Origin of the sequence: Lawsonibacter sp. LCP25S3_E2 (genome assembly GCF_052117285.1) — a bacterium.
Taxonomy (GTDB): Bacteria; Bacillota; Clostridia; order Oscillospirales; family Oscillospiraceae; genus Lawsonibacter.
The window spans coordinates 1-480 of the sequence record NZ_JBQKJL010000079.1 but is presented as its reverse complement, the minus strand read 5'-3'; the positions used below and the strand labels follow the sequence as shown (position 1 = coordinate 480).

Below are 480 nucleotides of genomic sequence, written 5' to 3'. Positions count from 1 at the left end.
AGCTCTCCGCCGATATTATCATCAAGCAGACGGTGTCGCTGTCCCCGGAAATAGTCCTGGAGGAAAATACCGACATAGAAGCATGGGATGCGGTCATCGAAAATAACGATGAATTATTGGAAAAGTATATCGCAGGAGAACCAATCAGCCGGGAAAAACTTGCGCGGGAGGAACAGCAGCGGGTTCAAGACGCCTCCCTGTTCCCAGTCTATCATGGCAGCGCCAAAAATGGCCTTGGCATTCAACCGTTGATGGATGCGGTGACAGGGCTGTTCCAACCGATTGGGGAACAGGGGGGCGCCGCCCTATGCGGCAGCGTTTTCAAGGTTGAGTACACCGATTGCGGCCAGCGGCGTGTCTATCTACGGTTATACAGCGGAACGCTGCGCCTGCGGGATACGGTGGCCCTGGCCGGGAGAGAAAAGCTGAAAATCACAGAGATGCGTATTCCATCCAAAGGGGAAATTGTTCGGACAGACA

1 pseudogene is annotated in these 480 nt (G+C 54.0%); it reads left to right on the top strand.

Annotation, left to right across the window (positions count from 1 at the left end):
- A pseudogene (locus ACTQ3R_RS16610) lies at positions 1-480 on the top strand (tetracycline resistance ribosomal protection protein Tet(W)); the annotation flags it as partial.